We start from the raw sequence: 17,000 nt of genomic DNA, 5'->3' as shown, positions 1-17,000 counted from the left end.
GACAGACAGCCCGCTGGCATCTATGCTTGCGGGATCTGTTGTGTTAACAAGATATAAACAGGAAGGATAATTAGGGCATGAATTTGGATTTTAGCCAAATCGTGCCCCACATCCCTTTTTTATTGCAAGGGATCGGGGTCACGTTACAATTCGTATCTGTAGCACTAGTACTAGGTTTGGTACTGGGAGTTATATTATCAATTTTTAAGATTGGGCGCTTTCGAGTTCTCAGATGGTTTGCAGATGCTTATACATCCATTTTTCGAGGGACACCATTAATTTTGCAGCTATCAATTATATATTTTGGGGTTCCTCAGTTTGGACTGGATATTTCTGCATATGTTGCAGGTGTCCTTGCGTTTGGTTTGAACTCAGCAGCTTATGTTTCTGAAATCATTCGTGCTGGAATTCAAGCTGTTGATAAAGGTCAAAAGGAAGCGGCAGAGGCGTTAGGGATTCCTTATAGATCAACGATGTTGCGCATCATATTACCTCAAGCGTTTCGTAATATATTGCCTGCATTATTTAATGAATTTATCAATTTGACGAAGGAATCAGCGATTGTCTCCATTATAGGTGTAATGGATTTAATGCGTCGAGCCCAAGTGTTAAATGCTCAGATATATCGCTACTTTGAGTCTCTTCTTTTCGTGGGATTGATTTACTACTTGCTTGTTATGGTATTGACCATCATTGGGCGACTCATTGAAAGGAGATTACAGCGAAGTGATTAAAGTAGATGATTTGCATAAATCCTTTGGAAAAGTAGAGGTATTAAAAGGGATCTCTACTGAAATCAAAAAGGGAGATGTTGTAGCAATAATCGGTCCTTCTGGTTCCGGAAAGTCAACGTTTCTTAGATGTATGAATTTACTTGAGAATCCCACATCTGGTAAGATTTACGTTGGTGGTGAGGAATTAACGAATCCAAAAACCAATGTCTTACGTGTTAGACAACAGATTGGTATGGTATTTCAACATTTTCATTTGTTTCCACATATGACCGTCTTAGGTAACTTAACGTATGCTCCGATGACTGTAAAAGGTCTATCTAAGCAGGAAGCAACTGAAAGAGCAGAAACGTTACTTAAGAAAGTAGGGTTATTAAATAAGCGTGATGAATACCCAAGTCGCCTCTCAGGTGGACAAAAACAAAGGGTAGCTATCGCACGTGCTCTGGCAATGGAGCCAGAAGTTATGTTGTTTGATGAACCAACATCTGCTTTGGATCCAGAGATGGTTAAAGAAGTGTTAGAAGTAATGAAAGATTTAGCAACGTCTGGTATGACAATGGCGATTGTTACTCATGAGATGGGTTTTGCTAAGGAAGTAGCTGACCGTGTTCTTTTCTTAGATCATGGTATTTTAATGGAAGACGCTCCTCCAAGTGAATTTTTTAATGCTCCGCGGTCTGATCGAGCTAGAGAGTTTTTAGAAAAAGTTTTATAAGGCGAAGGAGTTTGTCACAAAACAGGAAAAGAAGTGGCAACGGCTTCGTTCGCAAAAGCTATAAGAGAAGAAAATCACTCCTCTCATAGCTTTTAAAAAAATGTAGAATTTCCTATGCTTGGGGCTATCCAAAATGGTCGAAATCAGACCTTTTCGGATAGCTCCTTCTTTCTTTTCAAGAAGGACAACTTATATTTGTACAAAAATATGGTAAAATTACGTAAAATAATTTTTACATAAGTGAGGGAGCTCATGTCATTTAGAATTGGCTATCGGACATTAAAAACAGCAGTAGGAGCTGGACTTGCTGTAGCAATTGCTCAGGGACTTAATTTAGATTTTTATGGATCAGCTGCCATTATAACGATTCTATGCATTTCTGTAACGAGGAGAGATTCGCTTAAGGTTTCTTGGGCACGTGTTGTCTCATGCATAATCGGAATGATGATCAGCGGAGTGTTGTTTGAGGTGATTGGCTATCAACCATGGACACTAGCCTTAATCATGATTCTATTCATTCCAATTGTTGTAAAGTTGAAAATGAATGAAGGGATTGCTACTAGCTCGGTCATTATTCTACATCTTTACACAGTTGGTAATATGTCTTTAGCTCTTATATTTAATGAACTGTTGATTATTATTATTGGAGTGGGAATTGCCTTGTTAATGAACCTCTATATGCCAAATAGTGATCAAGCGCTAAGAATGTATCATAAAGAAATAGAAGAGCATTTCAAGACCATTCTTCATGAATTATCGGTTTATTTACGATATGGGGAAAGTGAATGGGAAGGAAAGGAAATTCCCGAAACGGTGGATCTATTACAACAAGCAAAAAATCTTGCATTGAGAAATATTCATAATCACATTCTGCGGTATGATGATCAATACTATTATTACTTTAAGATGCGTGAGAAGCAATTTGAAATCTTAGAACGACTGATGCCTTATGTATCGCAAATTCATCAAACAGTTTCTCAAAGTGAGACGGTAGCTGATTTTATGGAGGAGCTTAGTAATTCCGTGAGCCCTGCAAACAGAGTTCCTTATTTCTTAGAAAGGATCCGTTCGATGAGAGCTGGATTTGAAGAGATGCCACTTCCGAAGACGAGAGAGGAATTTGAAGTTAGGTCTTCACTTGTTTATATCTTGCATGAACTTGAAGAATATTTGCATATAAAGGATCGATTATGGAATCATGCGGATAAAAAGAAACTTTAGAGAAAAACTAATCAAAAAGATGGTTGTTTAAGCATTCTTTGCTAAAAGTAAAGGGAGGATTCTAATGAAACTCTCACTTCTTTCAATGTTAGTTATCTTAATTGCTTCCCCTATTTGGCCAATTGGAGATAACCCAATGGTTGGAGACCCATTTCTTATTGTAAATGTTAAAAAGAACGAACTTGCCTATGTTAATGATGGCGAAATCAAAGAGGTGTTTAAAGTGGCAACTGGTAAATCGGGTGATGAAACGCCACTTGGAACATTTACAATTATTGTGAAGGCAAAAGACCCTTATTATCGGAAGAAAGATATACCGGGTGGTGATCCAGACAACCCTCTTGGTTCAAGGTGGATTGGTTTTAATGCAAATGATACAGACGGAAGAACGTTCGGTATTCATGGAACGAATCGTCCTGACTCTATTGGTTATTCTGTGACGGGAGGGTGTATTCGATTACCTAACACCATTGTCGAAGAGCTATTTGAAGAGATCCCAATTGGAACAATCATCTATATAACGGATACAGAAGATCCATTTATAGAAATAGCAGAAAAGTTTGGAGCAATATAGGAAAACACCTGGTAGAAGATAGAAGCCACTGAAAAAGGTACGATTTTGACCTTTTTCAGTGCCCTCTAGAAGATACCAGGTGTTTTCCTTTCACATATAATGAGCTTGCTTTGTAGTTTGTTTAGAAAAAAGATACACCCATTAAAAGGGTACCAAGAACCATAGTTACAATCATTAAATAGATAATAGCTTTTTGAAATTTACGTGGCATGTGAAACCCTCCTCTTAAATACCTTGTTCTATTTTATCTTCTTATATGATTTTGGACAAGTGAAATCTAGAAATACCAAATAAAAGAAGGAATCTATGACGATATCAAGAAATAAATTTAAAGAATATGGAGGAGTTGATTCAATTGACAATAAATAGACCAGAGAAAATTGACCATATTGGTATCGCTGTTCGTTCAATAGATCAAGTACTGCCATTCTATATGGACCATTTACAGTTGCAAGTACTTGGAGTAGAAGAAGTTGCATCTCAAGGGGTAAAAGTTGCTTTTATAGCTATTGGTCAATCGAAAATTGAATTACTTGAACCTTTATCTTCAGATAGTCCAATTTCCAAATTTATAGAAAAACGTGGAGAGGGCATTCATCATGTTGCACTTGGTGTGACTGATATTAGTGAACGAATAGAAGAAATTAAGAAAAATGGTATTAAAATGATCCATGATGTACCGATTGATGGTGCCGGTGGAGCAAAAGTGGCCTTCATGCATCCGAAATCAACTCATGGCGTGTTATATGAATTTTGTGAGAAAAGTAAGTAAGTTAGTTGTTTTTGCTAGGAACTTGCGCTTTATGATAGAGAACGGTAACATTTAATTAGGTCGTAAATAGGTGCAGCCTTTTTAACGATGGTTATAAGCGAGCAAGTAGGTGGATTAAGCCTACACTTGACTAACGATCATACATAGACTGAATTTGGAGGAACATAACATATGGTAAATGAACAACGTTTAGTAGATGAGTTTCTAGAACTTGTACAAATTGACTCTGAAACAAAGCATGAGGACATCATAGCCCCTATACTTAAAAAGAAATTTGAAGACTTAGGAATGACTGTAGTAGAAGATGATGCAGCTAGTAAAACAGAGCATGCAGCGGGAAATTTAATATGTACTCTTGAAGGAACAAAAGAAGGAGTAGATACGATTTACTTCACTTCACATATGGATACTGTTGTCCCTGGAAAAGGAGTCAAACCCTCAATTCAAGACGGCTATGTCGTGACAGATGGAACAACAATTTTAGGTGCGGATGATAAAGCTGGTATTGCAGCTATGCTTGAGGCTGTTCGTGTTTTAAAAGAGGAGAAGTTAGAGCATGGTACGATCCAATTTATTATTACAGTTGGCGAAGAATCGGGCTTGAACGGAGCCAAAGTTCTAGATCCAGGTCTTTTAAAAGCAAAATTTGGATTTGCTTTAGATAGTGATGGACCTGTTGGAAATATTATTGTTGCTGCTCCAACTCAAGCAAAGGTGAAGGCGACGGTTCTCGGTAAAACCGCTCATGCAGGTGTGGCTCCGGAGAAAGGTATTTCCGCCATAACTGTAGCTGCAAAAGCAATCTCTAATATGCCTCTTGGACGTATTGATGAAGAGACGACAGCAAACATTGGACGTTTTGAAGGCGGGACACAAACGAATATTGTGTGTGATCACGTAGCGATTTTGGCGGAGGCACGATCATTAATTGCTGAGAAAATGGAAGCGCAAGTAGCAAAGATGAAAGAGGCCTTTGAATCTACAGCAAAAGAGATGGGGACATCAGCTGAGGTAGAAGTTGAAATTATGTATCCAGGATTTAAGTTAGGCGATGGTGATGAAGTTGTAGAGGTAGCAAAGAAGGCCATGTCACAAATTGGCCGTACCCCAAAGCTGCTTCAAAGTGGGGGAGGAAGTGATGCGAACATTTTTGCTGGACATGGTGTACCAACTGTAAATTTAGCGGTCGGATATGAGGAAATTCATACGAAAAATGAACGCATGCCGATTTCTGAACTTATTAAGCTTTCTGAAGCAGTAGTGGCAGTTGTGAAAGAAGTATCAATAAAATAAAAATAATTAAGAAAAGAGCAATCCTTAAAAATTGGATTGCTCTTTTCTTAATTATTACATTTAAAATGTTTCTTTGTTAACACCTTAACGTACTAATGTTCGTACTGTTACTGACTTCTTTGAAAAACGAACACATTTTCGTATAATAAGTGTAAGGAGGTCTGTAGGATGAATCGTGCACGTTTGATATTTCACTTAGATATGAATAGTTTTTTTGCTTCGGTAGAAATAGCTCATGACCGCTCTTTAATAGGGAAACCTGTTGCGATTGCAGGAAATCCGGAAGAACGTCGAGGGATTATTGTAACAAGCAGTTATGAAGCAAGAGCTAAAGGGGTAAAAACAACGATGCCTATTTGGCAAGCAAAGAAACTATGCCCGAATCTAATCATCCTTAGACCTAATGGGGATCGGTATCGTGCGGCTTCGAAAGCTCTTTTTGAACTTCTTTTTACCTATACTCCTCTTGTCCAGCAAGTATCCATAGATGAAGGGTACCTTGATTTAACGTCTTATTTACATGAAGAAGATCCCGTAAAACTAGCTAAAAACATGCAGAAGCTTGTATTACGTGAACTCAACCTCCCTTGTAGTATTGGAATTGCACCAAATAAATTTCTAGCTAAGATGGCAAGTGATATGAAAAAACCAAATGGGATCACTATTCTACGAAAACGTGAAATAGAGCAGAAATTATGGCCGCTGCCAATAGAAGAAATGCACGGAATTGGGAAAAGGACAGTTGGTAAGTGGAGAAATATGGACATTTTGACTATAGGAGATTTAGCTGCTGCGGATAGAAAACGCCTATTAAAAAAGTTTGGAGAGCGTGGATTAGAGTTAAGAGAAAGAGCGAATGGAAATGATGACAGGCCTGTTAACCCACATGCTTATTCTGAATACAAATCAATTGGCCATTCAACTACACTACGTAAAGATACCAAAAACGACCAAATAATTAGAGCGACCTTAGAAGATCTTGCAAGGCGTGTTCATCTAAGATTACGAAAGAAAGACATGTTTGCAAGAGGAGTACAAATTACAATTCGCTATTACGATTGGAAAATGATTACAAGAAGCCATAAACTCCTAAATCCTATCCAATCTGAAGAAGAGCTATTCACTGAAGCAAAAGCACTGGTGGAGAAAGCTTGGAACGGCAATGCTATCCGTCTACTAGGGGTAAGTACCTATGATTTGCTTGAAAAAAAATATGCATATAAGCAGCTCGACTTATTTACTTACTCAGAGGAAATAAAAAAAGAAGAAATTAATGAGACAATTAATCAATTGCGTGAACGGTTTGGTGAAGGGATTGTCCAGAGAGGTTGGAAAAAAGAAGAAAAGGAATAACAGTAAAGAACTTCTCAGATGGAACCGATAATAAAAGTAGATTTATGATGAGCGGAGCGTGAGAATGGTGCAGATTCAACAATCTTTACATACAACACAGCAATCAGAGCGACCGATTCAACTTAGAGAAGGTGACGTATATCGTGTTACCGTGAAAGAACAAAAGGGTAACAATGAAGCATTACTTTCTGTAAGGGGGAGAGAAGTAGCAGCTAAATTTGATGGTCGGATTCCATCAGGGGAACGTACGACAGTTCAAGTACTTGGGTCTGAAGCTGATCGTATTCGAGTTAGAGTCCTTCATGACGAGGGTGGAAGAGGTACTCAACAGGCGAAAACTCATGAGAAAGGTCATCAGCAAGGTGTTACTCAAACATTACGTCAATTAGGAATACAACAGCCAACACCTGAGTTAAGACAGGCTGCTGCTATCGTACTCGATAAAGGGGTTGCTTTATCTAAGGAAGCTGTAAGAGACTTACAAAAGTATATGAACGAAGGACAATCAGATCTACGGATACAGACGGTTCAGGCTTTAGCGAATAAAAGGTTAGAAGTAACTTCAGTCCATTTACGTGCCATTCATGAAACATTACATGGACGACCTATAAATAGTGTTCTAACGGATTTGGCCAAAGAAATAGACCGTGATTTCAAAGTTGATCCAGCTGAAAGAGAACGGTTGGAACGGCCAACTCAAGCCCAAGCGATCCGCGAAGTACGCCAAAATGTTCATGAAGCGAGAACTGTTGAACAAGCGAGCGAACAAGTCGAAAGACGGTTAATCCAAAGTGGACGAGTGAGCCGAGAGCAGGCTGGCCAATTAGAACGTGTGACTTTGCATGCAAGAACTGATGCTGCAAGTGGCCAAGAGAGGACAGGAGTCGAGCGGATGATTCAAGCTCTTGAACATCTGGAAAGAGAAGCAAGAGGACTACAAGACAGAGGACAAGCAGCTCAAACTCGAGAAGGAAATGGATCTCGAATAGTTGATCAAATTACGCAAGTACGAAATGAAATTCCAGGTGAGTCAATTCAAAGAGCAGCTGAGCGAGTACAGCATTTAGCGAATTTGTCCCAAATAGATCGTGAATTTAGCCGATCGATTGATCGAGCGGTAACAGAATCAAGGCATCTTGATCAAATTTCTAATGAAAGATTGATTCAATCATTGCAACAAGCTGAACGATCAACTAGCAATGAAGGAACAAGTCAAGCTCTAGCAAATGTTAGACAACAAATTGTACATGGTGGTTTAACTCATTCTGTTAGCGAAAAAATAGAAACGATAATAAGGCAAATGACTTCTTCAGATGCCCAAACAAGTCATCAGCTTTCTAAGTCATTGCGTCAAGCCATTCAATTACAAAATGTGGCTAATGACCGATTACAGCAAGCTCTGAACGCGGTAGAACAAAGTATCAAAACAGAAGCATTATCGAAAGAAAAGGCGAATGAAAATCTACATGCAAATAATCTAAGAGAAGCGACAAAAGAAGCAGAAACGACGCTTCGAAGGGAAGCTTCTTTAGAGCGAGCCATACAAAAGGTAGATTCTTTACTAAGTGGTCACCCAGTTCTCACTGCAGAAGAGCAAAATAAATTTAGGCAGTCAATCAGTGAGGCAAGAGAGTGGCAGCAACAAGGGCGAGAATTAAAGTCCCGTCAAGAAATAGCGAAGGCAATTGAGGATATTAAGCAAATTAATCAATTAAGGCCGCAAGAAACAACCACTTATACTCAAAATGAAGCGTTCCAAACAAGTGTAGATATGGCTAGTAAATCAATTGCTGTTACAACAGTTACAGAAAAAATGGCACAAATGGCAAGCGATTTTAAGAAACTTCAACGAGATATTACTCGAAATTTAGACCTTGTTAATAGACAAATTGAGCAATTTCGTAGTCAAGCACAACCTCAGGCCAAACCATTACTTGAGACGACGATTAAAAACTTAGATAATGCGATTTTAAAAAGTGAAATGATGTTGCTCAGTGATATGAAGACGGAAAGGCAATTGATGCTAGCAAGCAGTCAATTAGCTGAAGCGAAAAAGTTGTTAGCAAGAGGAAAGTATCGAGAAGCAAATGAAATTGTTCGTAATGTAAAGCAACAGGTCGAAAGATTGCAATTTCAACCATCTGAAACGAGGGTAAAGCATTATACTGCTGCAAATGAACAAGCATTACGGGAATTACAAACACCAAATCAATCTTTTAGGTCAAAATATACTGAAACTGCCCGTGGACCAGTACAAGAAGGTTCCCCGCGGGCGATGTTTGAAATGGTGAGAAATGCTGGCCTAAACCGAGATAGTGAAATAGCTATGCAACTAGCTTCTGGACGTGAGCAGCACGAATCATCTGAGCGAAATTTAAAATCGATTTTAATGCAACTAGCGCGAGGAGAAGAAGAAGGTTCTCGTGTACAACAGCTTGCTAATCAAGCTCTATCAAATGTAACCGGGCAGCAGTTATTAAGTAGATCTGAGCAACAAAGCAATCTACAAAGCTTGTATTTCCAACTTCCATTATTACTAGAGGATAAAGTTGAGAACCTGCAAGTATATGTCAATTCTCGAAATGAAGGACAACAAGTGGACTGGGAGAATTGCAGTCTCTACTTTTTAATGGAAACCCCTAAGATGGGGGAGATCGGAATTGTTGTATCAGCAGCAGAACGCCAGCTGTCAATAACGTTAAAAAATAATAAAGCTGATTTTCAACAGAAGATGAAGCCTCTTGTTGGTATGGCTGTTACGAAGCTATCTGAAATCGGCTATTCGATAAATGGAATTAACTATAGCCAGCTTAATAATAAAAGTGAGGAATCCGCTGACAATGAGGGACTGGAATCACCTCAACAACCTGTATTTGGAGAGAAAGGGTTTGATTATAAAATATGATGGTTACAAAACATTTTAACCACAAGCAACGTAGGCAAGTAAATGGACCAACAGCTGCAGTGATCCGTTATGATAATGAAAATGGTGGAACTCCTAAAGTCGTTGCACATGGAAAAGGGCAAATTGCAAATCAAATAATGGAACTTGCCAAAAAAAATAATGTTCATATGCAAGAAGATGCGAGTCTTGTTGAAAATTTACTAGATATGGACTTAGGAGAAAACATTCCACCACAACTTTATTCTGTAATGGCTGAGATTCTTCTCTTAATTGAGGAAATGGAAAAAAGCTATTAAACTTTCTTCGACAAGATCCGATATTACTAATAAGAACAATAGAAAAGGTGGATGTGGTACGTATGACCTCAATTCTAACAGAAGAGGCTCTTCATCAAAAGTCATCACAAGAGATTACAGCATTACTCTATGAAGCATGTTTAACAAACATGGAGGGTGCAATCCAAGAAATAGATAATAAAGATTTTATTAAAGTAAATGAAAAGTTACAAAAAGCAAGTGCTATTGTACACCGTCTTGGTGCGGGCTTAAACTATGAAGCGGGAATTATTGCTGACCAGCTTGAACAGATTTACAACTATCTTGCTGATAAATTAGTCGAAGCAAATTTTAAAAAAGATAAAGTAATGATAGAAGATGCTATTAAACTTTTAACATCACTCATGAATGCATGGAATGAAGCGTTGAAAAAAAAGCAGGATCAACAACCAATACGTGTAAAGCGAAAAATTCAAGCATATGAGAGTTATTCAATTTATGACAACAAATAATAATAAAAGATAGGATGTTACCCTCTTATGAAAATTAATAATAATATTCAAGCTTTAAATGCTTATCGAAACTTAAATCAAAATCAATTCAATACATCTAAAAACTTAGAGAAACTTTCTTCTGGATTACGAATTAATCGCGCATCAGATGATGCTGCTGGCTTAGCAATATCTGAAAAAATGCGCTCGCAAATCCGGGGTTTAAAAATGGCTGAACGTAATGCAATGGATGGAATTTCATTAATGCAGACTTCTGAAGGGGCTATGCAAGAAGTTCACACAATGCTTCAACGTATGCGTGAGCTTGCGGTTCAAGCAGCGAATGATACAAATACAGAATACGACCGTGAGCAAATTCAAAAAGAAATAGATCAGCTGAAATTAGAAGTGGATAGCATCTCTGAAAAAACAGAGTTTAATACGAGAAAATTATTAAACGGTTTTAGTGCAGTATTAACAACGTTTAAAATGGATGAAAACGATATTAATATTATGGATTATCCTCGAGTCACAGATGCCAATATAAAGTCAGGTGATTATACTCTAGCAGTGGGTGACGTAACGTTCGATCAAGTGCTCACGCAGCCTGCTGCAGGTATAGATAGCAAAGATGACATTAAATTTGCCCAAACTGGTGATGCTGTCAATGATGGTGGAAGAAAAATGGGCGAATACACAATTTTAGTTCGTGATGTTACAGATGGGTATGCTCGAGTTGAGGTGTTAGATCCAGACGGGTTATCAATTGGAGTTAAAAGTGTTGAAATAGGAGAAGATGACGGTGACGACGTGGAAATTGGCGGTTTATTAATTGACACTAGGAAGATTGATCGACCAGGGACAGTAAAAGTTAAAATTGAAGCTAAGGCCGAATTCACTCTGAAAAATAGTGAAGGAGATGCAATCTCAGCTCCCAAAACACTGCAATCTAACAATGGATTATTCCGCTATGATGGCATTGAGTATCAGTTTTCTAACACAATGACAGAGGGAGAATTAGATTTCACTATTACAAACAACGCTCTTTCATTCCAAATCGGGCCAAACACAAATCAAAATGTGATGATTGATATTCCGCGAATGGATATCGTAACTTTAGGGATCGAAAATGTTAATGTACTGACAAATGATAATGCGAATAATGCTATATTCGCTTTGGATCAAGCAATTAACAAATTGTCTGAAGCTCGTTCTAAACTCGGTGCAGTTCAAAATCGTCTTGAACATACAATTAATAACCTACAAGTAACTCACGAAAATTTAACTGCTTCTGAATCTCGAATCCGTGATGCAGATATGGCACTTGAAATGACTGAATTTACTCGTAACAACATCTTGAATCAATCAGCAACGGCGATGCTTGCTCAAGCGAACCAATTGCCGCAGGGTGTATTACAATTATTACAATAAATAGTGTCCAATGACGAGAAGACTAACTTCTCGTCATTTTTCCTACTGAATTCAAGAGAATGTGGTAAACTACAAACAAAGATACTAGCTTAGAAAGTAGGTTTATTATGGATGTGCAACGTATAGCCAAAACAGGACTTGGTCGAATTGAACCGAAGAAGACTGGTCCTGAAGCAAAGGTATCGTTTCAAGAAGTAATGGGGAAGCAACGTGACGAAAAAGCGTATGAACGACTTTCGCAATTAATGAGTAAAATTGATGATCAGGGGAAAGTCCTTTCGGAAACGCGAACTGTTGATGAGTTAAGGAAATATAAACAACTTGTTAAAGAATTTATGGAAGATGCTGTTCAGTTTGGATTGAGTTTAGAAGAGCGACGGGGATTTAACAGAAGAGGACGAACGAAAATTTATAAAATAGTCCAAGAAGTTGATCGTAAGCTATTAGACTTAACAGATGACGTATTACAAAAGCAGAAAAAAGGATTAGACATCCTTAATATGGTTGGGGAAATTAAAGGATTGTTAGTAAATATATATGCGTAAAAATGACTCAATCAATTTAAAAGAAATTGATTGAGTCATTTTTTACACTAAAGGAAAAAGAATTAGTAAAAGAACATCAAAAAACAAGTGTGAGATAATGGGAACTAATATGTTTCTCGTCTTCAAGTATAGAATGGACCAAAGGAAGCCACCCAATAAAGCGGCTAACACTAATAGTAAACTGCCAGCTACAAAGTGTGCACTTCCATATAAAAACGTACCAATGAAGGCCGCTTTATATAAAGTTGTTTTTTTGCTTAGTCGTTTAACAATAAATCCCCGCCAAAACCACTCTTCTCCAGGTATGATGATGATAAAAAGCCACACGTAATGAAGCCAATCGGTTGGTTTGACTAATGCGTATAGTGTTTGGAGTTGGTCCATTAATGGAATGCCAGAAATCTTTATCAACCAGTTACCAAAAGCAAAGAAGAGATATAAAATGAGGCCACTTGCTAATGAAAGAAACCAATGTGATAAAAGTAGTTTCTTTACTTGTTGATTCTCGAATAACCAACTGTACATCGTAAGCAAAAAAAGCGATAAAGGAAAGAGGATCCAGAAATATGTGGGGAGAAAGAAAAAACTGATTGATAATAGCATTACTGCGAAAAGAAATCCAATATAAAAAATGAAATCTTTTGTTACCATAAATAATCCCTCTTAAATTGTAGCAGGTAAATTTTGATAAAGGTGGTGCTAGCAATGGGTTTGTTTGCTTTTACATATAAAACAGTTATTGATGCACCAATTGAAGCAGTTTGGACGTTTTTTTCTACGGCAGAAAATTTAGCTAAGATTACATCTTTTCCGAGAGTGACTATTCTTTCAAATCCAGAAACAGTCGAAGGAAACACAATTAAAATGAAGCTTCATTTTGCTGGTTTGTATGTGAACTGGACTTCAAAGGTCACTTATGTGCAAGCTCCAAATTGCTTTATAGATAAAGGAGTAAAGCTACCATTTCCAATTACAGAATGGAGGCATACGCACAGTTTTACTGAAAATGGTTCAAGGACAATCATGGAAGATATCGTTATGTTTAACGCTCATTTGCCAACTTTTGTTACAAGACCGATTTTAAAAGCAATGTTTCAAGGACGTGAATTAGCCATTAAGCATGAGTTTAAGTGAATAGAGTAATAGCTCTGTATTAAACAAACCCACTTCATAATCTATTCATTTACCATAGTTTAGCATGTATTTACGGATTTCACGAACTCCTAGCAAGTGTAGTTTTAACTTGTCATGTTCTGGGAAAGCTAAAGGACAAAGGAGTGGCAATAAATGCATTCAAAACAGACGGTAAAATATATATGTGAGTCTTATCCATCCGGAAATGACTATTATTACAAGAAAGAGTTAATAACTCATGACTCTTGGGAAAATGTTGATTCGTTAAGTTGGTCAAGAGCGCGGCCTATTTCAAAATCAACATTTATTAAAAGAAAAAAAGAAGGCTATAAAATTGAATATATAGTGGTTTCGAAACCTCCAGCAGAAGTAATACCATTCCGAAAAAGTGACCAAATCGTGAATTAACATCGTTTCTGTTTATATTTGTTGGCTTCCATCCGAAACATTTTGTACACTTAACTAGGAAACTGGCATGCATAATAGACAGGAGAGAACATAATGAACAAATTAGTAAGTGGAATTATGCTTGTCATGGCAGTAATTGTTATGACAGGGTGCAATATTGTGACGTATGAAAACGAAGAAGTTTTCACATTAGATGCAAAAGGATTAGAGGAATTCGTTGTTCATCAAGATGAAGGCGATGTGACTATTACTGGTGTTGAAGGCCTTGACGACATTTATGTTACAGCAACATTTGCAGCAATGAGTGATCAAGATGTTGAACATGCGAAATCGTTTAGTGAAAATAACACATCACTTTTATTGGAAGCAGAAGGGACAACTGGAGAGCTGCGTACCTCTGTTAAACGAGGGACGGACATAGAACAAGGATTTGTTCATTTAGAGATTGAAGTGCCAGATCATCTGCCTTTAGTATATCGACAAAATGAAGGTCAATTAAAAATCTTATCAATGAAGTCGGATTTAAAGATACAACATGGCTCCAATCATCTTTCTTTAAAGGATATAGAAGGTAATGTTGAAATTACTGACGGAGCGGGGCATGTAACATTAGAAAATGTACACGGATCAATAACGATTAATAATAATGCAGGAACAACCAATGTTACCGCATCATCTGGCTCATTACGGTTAATAGCGGGATCAGGGCATATTGACTTTCAGGATCATGACGGAGACATCGTTGTTAGGAGTGGTTCAGGGAATATCAGCATTGTTGGTGTTAATGGAGATGTTGAGATTTTAGAAAGTAGAGGCGGTACGATAAATATTGAAGATGTGACAGGAGTAATTACGCATCCATAAAAATAAGCGCACTACTGGTCAATGGTAGTGCACTTATTTTTTTTTGTACTCATTTTCGCGTTTTATCGTCTTGACTTTTTTTGGATTGATGGATAGAATACTATTAAACTAATAAATCATATCAAATTACAAGGAATTAAACTTCCTCGTTTTTAATAACGGTAATTGTGGGAGGCTATTATGGCGAGCGAACAGGAATTCCAACGAATTAGTAAGCAGCTACAAGAGCTTTTAAAGGATTTAAAGTATGGTTCTGTAACGCTTATCGTTCAAGATGGAAAGGTCATTCAATTGGAGAAAAATGAAAAAGTACGAATTAAATAATGAGTGCTGACTAGAAAACTAGAGGCGACGGTTGATTGGGACACTTAATCTACGTCGTCTTTTCGTTTAAAAGAGGGGTGAATGTATGATATTTAATTACAATTCCTTAGCAAAAGAGGATTATGAACAAGTAAATAAGGAATTAGAACGTAAAGACTCTTTAGAAGTTTTAAAATGGGCTTACGAGAAGTTTGGTGATAAATTAGTTTATTCCTGTAGTTTTGGTGTTGAAGGTATGGTGCTGATCGATCTAATAAGCAAAGTGAAAAAAGATGCTACCATTCTATTCCTAGACACAGACTTCCATTTTAAAGAAACATATGTATTAATTGAAAAGGTGAAGAAGCGCTATCCAACTTTAAACATTGAGTTAGCAAAGCCCGAAGTTACACCTGAAGAACAAGCGAAACAACATGGCGATCGACTTTGGGAGCGAGATCCTGATGCTTGCTGTAATATTCGAAAAATGATTCCTCTTGAGAGGGAGTTAAGCCGTTATGATGCATGGATTTCTGGTTTGCGGAGGGAGCAATCACCAACTCGCGCAAACACTCAGTTTGTTAATCAAGATAATAGGTTTAAATCGATTAAAATATGTCCTTTAATTCATTGGACGGAAGAAGAAATTTGGATGTATGTGAAACTTCATCAATTAGAGTATAACGAATTGCATGATAGAAATTATCCAAGCATTGGCTGTGAATATTGTACGAAGCCAGTTGCTGAAGGGGAAGACCCTCGGAGTGGCCGTTGGGCAAATTCAGAAAAAACAGAATGTGGTTTACACAAATAATAATGGAAAAGGGAGATTTTAAATGATTCAAGCACATGGAGGAACACTAATTAACCGTTTTGACCAATCTTATGATAGTTCGGCTGTAAAGAAAGAAATTGAACTAGATTCATTCTCACTATCTGATTTGGAATTAATTGGAATTGGAGCATTTAGCCCATTAACAGGATTTTTAGGCAAAGAAGACTATGAGTCAGTCGTACACAACATGCGCTTAGCAGATGGAACTGTGTGGAGTATTCCTGTAACATTGCCAGTTTCAGAAGAAAAAGCAGCAACTCTTTCTGTTGGCGAGAAGGCAAAGTTAGTATTTAATGGTGACGTATATGGCGTAATTGACATTGCTGATATTTACACACCGGATAAGAAGGTTGAAGCTGAAAAGGTGTACCGTGCAAGTGATGATGCTCATCCAGGCGTGAAAAAAATGTTTGAACGTCCAAATGTATATGTTGGTGGAGAAATTACGGTGACAAAACGTGTGAAACATGAGCGTTTTGAAACGTATTATCTAGATCCGAAAGAAACGAGAGCGCGATTCGAAGAGTTAGGTTGGAAGAGAATTGTAGGTTTCCAAACTCGTAATCCGGTTCACCGTGCACATGAATACATTCAAAAGTCGGCTCTTGAAATTGTTGATGGTCTATTTTTAAATCCTTTAGTTGGTGAAACAAAGTCAGATGATATTCCAGCTGATGTACGGATGGAAAGTTATGAAGTGTTGCTTGAGAAGTATTATCCAAAAGATCGCGTATTTTTAGCGGTGTTCCCTGCTGCAATGCGTTATGCGGGGCCGCGTGAAGCAATTTTCCACGCAATCGTTCGTCAAAATTACGGGTGTACTCACTTTATTGTTGGTCGTGACCATGCCGGTGTTGGTGATTACTATGGAACGTATGATGCACAATTGATTTTCTCCGAGTTTGAAGAAGGTGAATTAGCAATTAGTCCATTGTTCTTTGAGCATAGCTTCTTCTGTAAAGCTTGCGGAAACATGGCGTCAACGAAAACATGTCCTCATGGAAAAGAAGACCATGTCGTTCTTTCTGGAACGAAAGTACGCCAAATGCTGTCTGAAGGTGTAGTACCACCACCAGAATTTAGTCGCCGTGAAGTCGTTGAAGTATTGATTCGTGGAATGCAGAAAGTACATGCTTAAAAGGAAGGA

At 37.7% G+C, this 17,000-nt stretch carries 20 protein-coding genes; 18 read left to right on the top strand and 2 right to left on the bottom strand.

Going from position 1 to position 17,000, the window contains the following annotated elements:
- Positions 1–77 precede the first annotated feature (77 nt).
- The 4 genes from MF646_RS08465 (at position 78) to MF646_RS08450 (ending at position 3,244) form a co-directional block, all read left to right on the top strand.
- Positions 78–734 carry an amino acid ABC transporter permease gene (locus tag MF646_RS08465; protein ID WP_250096060.1) on the top strand — a complete coding sequence of 219 codons (657 nt, stop codon included), beginning with the start codon at positions 78–80 and terminating at the stop codon, positions 732–734.
- The gene (locus MF646_RS08460; protein ID WP_250096059.1) at positions 727–1,449 is read left to right on the top strand and encodes an amino acid ABC transporter ATP-binding protein; all 723 of its coding nucleotides are present in this window, start codon (positions 727–729) and stop codon (positions 1,447–1,449) included. The genes MF646_RS08465 and MF646_RS08460 overlap by 8 nt, the downstream gene beginning before the upstream one ends.
- Before the next feature lie 252 nt (positions 1,450–1,701).
- Positions 1,702–2,670, top strand: a complete 969-nt coding sequence (locus MF646_RS08455; protein WP_250096058.1) for an aromatic acid exporter family protein — start codon at positions 1,702–1,704, stop codon at positions 2,668–2,670.
- Between the two features lie 64 nt (positions 2,671–2,734).
- Positions 2,735–3,244: a L,D-transpeptidase gene (locus MF646_RS08450; protein ID WP_250096057.1), complete on the top strand. Its 510-nt coding sequence runs from the start codon at positions 2,735–2,737 to the stop codon at positions 3,242–3,244.
- Positions 3,245–3,365: 121 nt separating this feature from the next.
- On the opposite strand, the gene prli42 is transcribed toward MF646_RS08450, so the two are convergent.
- A complete protein-coding gene (gene prli42, locus MF646_RS08445; RefSeq protein ID WP_250096056.1) occupies positions 3,366–3,455 on the bottom strand; it encodes a stressosome-associated protein Prli42 in 90 nt (29 codons plus the stop codon).
- A gap of 144 nt (positions 3,456–3,599) precedes the next feature.
- Here prli42 and mce point away from each other — a divergent pair, with 144 nt between their 5' ends.
- From mce to MF646_RS08405, 8 genes are all read left to right on the top strand, one after another.
- A complete protein-coding gene (gene mce / locus MF646_RS08440; protein ID WP_420842493.1) occupies positions 3,600–4,016 on the top strand; it encodes a methylmalonyl-CoA epimerase in 417 nt (138 codons plus the stop codon).
- A gap of 171 nt (positions 4,017–4,187) precedes the next feature.
- A complete protein-coding gene (locus tag MF646_RS08435; protein ID WP_250096054.1) occupies positions 4,188–5,309 on the top strand; it encodes a M20/M25/M40 family metallo-hydrolase in 1,122 nt (373 codons plus the stop codon).
- Between the two features lie 168 nt (positions 5,310–5,477).
- The gene (locus tag MF646_RS08430) at positions 5,478–6,662 is read left to right on the top strand and encodes a DNA polymerase IV (RefSeq protein ID WP_250096053.1); all 1,185 of its coding nucleotides are present in this window, start codon (positions 5,478–5,480) and stop codon (positions 6,660–6,662) included.
- Positions 6,663–6,726: 64 nt separating this feature from the next.
- A complete protein-coding gene (locus MF646_RS08425; protein ID WP_250096052.1) occupies positions 6,727–9,567 on the top strand; it encodes a hypothetical protein in 2,841 nt (946 codons plus the stop codon).
- Entirely contained in the window at positions 9,564–9,863 is a 300-nt protein-coding gene (locus MF646_RS08420) for an EscU/YscU/HrcU family type III secretion system export apparatus switch protein (protein ID WP_250096051.1), read from the top strand. Before MF646_RS08425 ends, MF646_RS08420 begins: the two co-directional genes overlap by 4 nt.
- 62 nt (positions 9,864–9,925) lie before the next feature.
- On the top strand, positions 9,926–10,354 hold the full coding sequence (fliS, locus tag MF646_RS08415) for a flagellar export chaperone FliS (RefSeq protein WP_250096050.1): 429 nt from the start codon (positions 9,926–9,928) through the stop codon (positions 10,352–10,354).
- Positions 10,355–10,381: 27 nt separating this feature from the next.
- Complete coding sequence (locus tag MF646_RS08410) at positions 10,382–11,764, top strand: flagellin N-terminal helical domain-containing protein (protein WP_250096049.1); 1,383 nt, start codon at positions 10,382–10,384, stop codon at positions 11,762–11,764.
- A gap of 107 nt (positions 11,765–11,871) precedes the next feature.
- Positions 11,872–12,309: a YaaR family protein gene (locus tag MF646_RS08405; protein WP_250096048.1), complete on the top strand. Its 438-nt coding sequence runs from the start codon at positions 11,872–11,874 to the stop codon at positions 12,307–12,309.
- A 42-nt stretch (positions 12,310–12,351) separates the two neighbouring features.
- Here MF646_RS08405 and MF646_RS08400 read toward each other — a convergent pair whose 3' ends face one another.
- The gene (locus tag MF646_RS08400) at positions 12,352–12,960 is read right to left on the bottom strand and encodes a CPBP family intramembrane glutamic endopeptidase (protein WP_250096047.1); all 609 of its coding nucleotides are present in this window, start codon (positions 12,958–12,960) and stop codon (positions 12,352–12,354) included.
- A 54-nt stretch (positions 12,961–13,014) separates the two neighbouring features.
- Here MF646_RS08400 and MF646_RS08395 point away from each other — a divergent pair, with 54 nt between their 5' ends.
- The 6 genes from MF646_RS08395 (at position 13,015) to sat (ending at position 16,991) form a co-directional block, all read left to right on the top strand.
- Positions 13,015–13,443 (top strand): SRPBCC family protein, encoded by a 429-nt coding sequence (locus tag MF646_RS08395; protein ID WP_250096046.1) that lies wholly within the window; start codon positions 13,015–13,017, stop codon positions 13,441–13,443.
- A 153-nt stretch (positions 13,444–13,596) separates the two neighbouring features.
- Positions 13,597–13,851, top strand: a complete 255-nt coding sequence (locus MF646_RS08390) for a hypothetical protein (protein ID WP_250096045.1) — start codon at positions 13,597–13,599, stop codon at positions 13,849–13,851.
- 93 nt (positions 13,852–13,944) lie between these two features.
- Complete coding sequence (locus tag MF646_RS08385; RefSeq protein ID WP_250096044.1) at positions 13,945–14,715, top strand: DUF4097 family beta strand repeat-containing protein; 771 nt, start codon at positions 13,945–13,947, stop codon at positions 14,713–14,715.
- 180 nt (positions 14,716–14,895) lie between these two features.
- Entirely contained in the window at positions 14,896–15,039 is a 144-nt protein-coding gene (locus tag MF646_RS08380) for a YezD family protein (RefSeq protein WP_250096043.1), read from the top strand.
- 85 nt (positions 15,040–15,124) lie between these two features.
- Positions 15,125–15,832 carry a phosphoadenylyl-sulfate reductase gene (locus MF646_RS08375; RefSeq protein WP_250096042.1) on the top strand — a complete coding sequence of 236 codons (708 nt, stop codon included), beginning with the start codon at positions 15,125–15,127 and terminating at the stop codon, positions 15,830–15,832.
- 22 nt (positions 15,833–15,854) lie between these two features.
- A complete protein-coding gene (sat, locus tag MF646_RS08370; RefSeq protein ID WP_250096041.1) occupies positions 15,855–16,991 on the top strand; it encodes a sulfate adenylyltransferase in 1,137 nt (378 codons plus the stop codon).
- Positions 16,992–17,000: the final 9 nt, after the last annotated feature.

It is taken from the genome of Halalkalibacter alkaliphilus (assembly GCF_023555415.1).
GTDB lineage: Bacteria > Bacillota > Bacilli > Bacillales > Bacillaceae_D > Halalkalibacter > Halalkalibacter alkaliphilus.
The sequence above is the reverse complement of the archived record's forward strand: the minus strand, read 5'-3'. Positions and strand labels throughout refer to the sequence as shown.